Origin of the sequence: Pseudoalteromonas sp. CO342X, assembly GCF_004208915.1 — a bacterium.
Lineage (GTDB): Bacteria > Pseudomonadota > Gammaproteobacteria > Enterobacterales > Alteromonadaceae > Pseudoalteromonas > Pseudoalteromonas maricaloris.
The window spans coordinates 1-1,887 of sequence record NZ_SGPH01000051.1; the positions used below are offsets into that span (position 1 = coordinate 1).

Consider the following 1,887-nt stretch of genomic DNA (forward strand, 5'->3'; position numbering starts at 1 on the left):
CCAAGTAACTGTTCCCGCTCCTGCGCCGTCGCCAGCTCATGGCTAAAGACATCCTGCTCAGGTGCCTGTACCAGAGCAGATAACAAGACCTCAAAATGCTCCGCCATACGCGCTATTGTGTCGCGCTCAAACAAATCGGTATTAAACACCCAGCTCAAGGTCAACCCATCCGGTTTTTCAGCAACATTTAAGGTTAAATCAAATTGTGACACGTCACCCTGGTTTAAATTTAACTGAGATAAACTTATTCCCGGTAATGACAAATTGCCTTGTTCATTATTTTGCAGCGCCAGCATCACCTGGAATAACGGGCTGTGGCTCAGGCTACGCTCAGGCTGCAGCCGTTCGACCACCTGCTCAAAAGGGACCTGTTGATGGGCATAGGCATCCAGCAACATTTGTTTGCTTTGTGCCAGAACATCAAAAAATCTGGGCTCACCGGATAAATCACAGCGCAGTACTAAGGTATTGACAAAAAAGCCGATCAGATCCGCCACTTCCATCTGTTCACGGTTGGCTACTGGCGTCCCAACCACGATATCCTTTTCATTGCTGTAACGAGACAACAACACAGAAAATGCGGCATGTAGCCCCATAAATAAGGTTGCCTCTCGGGTTTGGCAAATTTTTTTTAAACTTGCTAACTCGGTTTTAGCAATACAGGACACATAGGTTTCACCACTAAAACCTTGAGCTAAAGGCCTAGGCTTATCCAGCGGCAGGTTATGTAATGCAGGCAAACCCGAAAGTTTATCTTGCCAATAAGCCAGTTGCTCGTCCAGCTTATTAGACTGCAGCCATTCCCGCTGCCAGTTGGCATAATCGGCATACTGGATAGCAAGTGGCGTCAGGGGACTCTCTTCTCCCTGCACATAAGCGCTATACAAACGACTGAACTCGTTTACCAGTATCCCCATTGACCAGCCGTCTGAAGCAATATGATGCATGGTGACCAGCAAAATATGTTCCTGGGAGGATAATTTAAGTACCCGTGCTCTCACCATAAAATCCCAGCTTAGATCAAAGATGGCTTCGGCTTCGGCGGAAGCGGCTTGATCAATCTGTGTTTGTTGCACCTCTTTTGGCAGTGCCGACAAGTCCGTTAGCGGCACGTCAAAACCGCTTTTCTCCTTGATAATTTGTACAGGCTCACCATCATCTGCAGCAACAAAACAGGTACGCAAGCTTTCATGGCGCTCCATTATGTCCGCAAATGCCCGTTGCATTGCTCTTTCATCAAAAACACCACTGAGCTTCAAGGCCATCGGCATATTATATTGGTGGCTACCACCGTCGATTTGATCTAACAACCATAACCTTTGCTGGGCAAAAGATAGAAACTCATAATCCCGATTAGACTTAATCGTCAGGGAATGAAACAGTCGAAGAATATTTTCTTTTTGCTGTTTGAGAAGAGCGATTTGTTCTGCCTTCAACGCACCTGGCATGGCCTCAACTTTTAGTTTCTCGCCAACCAGTTTTACTTCTATGCCGTTTTTTAATAATTCTTTTAATTCGGTTAACAGTGTCATAGTTCTATTTCTTCTAATTCATCCTGATTTGAAATCATCTTATTTCTTTGTGGTATGACGATTTGCGTTTCATCAAATAAGTTGTTTCCTATAAGTTTTGCCTGCTTTTCTATGGTGTTGTGCTCGAAAAAAACCTTAATAGGGAAGTTAATTGCAAAAGTTTCATTAATTCTGGCCACCAGCTTAGTTGCCAACAGCGAATGGCCGCCAAGCTCAAAGAAGCTATCGGTGATACCTACTTTTTCTAAACCCAGCACCTGCTGCCAAATTTCACTCAGGCGTATTTCCGTCTCCGTTTGCGGAGCGATATACTCTGCCCTTAAAGCCTCCATATCCGGCTCCGGCAACGCATGAC

The 1,887-nt window shown here is 45.3% G+C and carries 2 protein-coding genes; both read right to left on the minus strand.

All coding sequences use genetic code 11. From position 1 onward, the window contains the following. Positions 1-1,532, minus strand: a 1,532-nt coding sequence (locus EXT47_RS23550; protein WP_240701669.1) for a condensation domain-containing protein, incomplete at its 3' end; no start/stop codon positions are given. Further along, a partial coding sequence (locus EXT47_RS23555) for a phosphopantetheine-binding protein (protein WP_205991279.1) occupies positions 1,529-1,887 on the minus strand: 359 nt, incomplete at its 5' end. The genes EXT47_RS23550 and EXT47_RS23555, both read right to left, overlap by 4 nt.